The organism is Oleiphilus sp. HI0061 (assembly GCF_001635675.1).
Genome location: NZ_LWFE01000460.1, coordinates 1 through 795, shown reverse-complemented (window position 1 = coordinate 795; position 795 = coordinate 1). Strand labels below are relative to the sequence as shown.

Genomic DNA, 795 nt, shown 5'->3' with positions numbered 1-795 from the left:
AAGGTCTGAGCAGCTTTCCCTTCATGTGAAGATTCGCTCCTGATCAGAATATCGTCTAAGAAATTTATAGGGCTTAATAGGGTTGTAGGCAGTGTATAATAGCTCGCTTGGAGTTTCAGCAGTGCTCTGATGAAATCAAAGTAATGTCACTAGGTAGTTGTAGCCAATGCGTCCAGATTTTCAAATCGAGATTGTTTATTCAGATGAACAGCTTGTGGTGGTTAATAAGCCCTCCGGTTTGCTATCAGTTCCGGGCAGAGGCCCCGACAAAGCTGATTGCTTGCTGAGCCGCTTACAAGACCAATTTCCCACTATCAGGGTGGTTCATCGTTTGGATTGCGCAACCTCGGGCTTGATGGTCTTGGCGCTTGATGCGGATTCCCACAGGGAGCTTAGTAGGCAGTTTCATGACAGAGAAGTCAAAAAGCGCTATGAAGCCTTGGTTTATGGCTTTATGGAAGATGAAAGTGGCGAAGTTAATCAGCCATTGAAGACCGACTGGCCCAATCGGCCTCGACAGATGATTTCACATGAAGGTAAAGCTGCTCAGACCTTCTATCAATGTACGACTCGCTCAGAACAGGCATCGAGAGTCATCCTCACGCCGATAACAGGTCGCTCTCATCAACTACGTGTTCATATGCTATATACCGGCCATCCAATATTGGGCGATGGGCTTTATGCTCACGAGTCGGCATTAAAGGCTAGTAGCCGTTTATGCCTACATGCCACAGACTTAAGTATCTACCAGCCAAAGACTAAAACTTTTATGGAGTTCTCAAGTGCTACACCTTT

1 protein-coding gene is annotated in these 795 nt (G+C 46.2%); it reads left to right on the top strand.

Annotation, left to right across the window (positions count from 1 at the left end; genetic code table 11):
- Window positions 1–166 precede the first annotated feature (166 nt).
- The coding region (locus A3735_RS06170) for an RluA family pseudouridine synthase (RefSeq protein ID WP_068637769.1) at window positions 167–795 on the top strand (629 nt) is incomplete at its 3' end.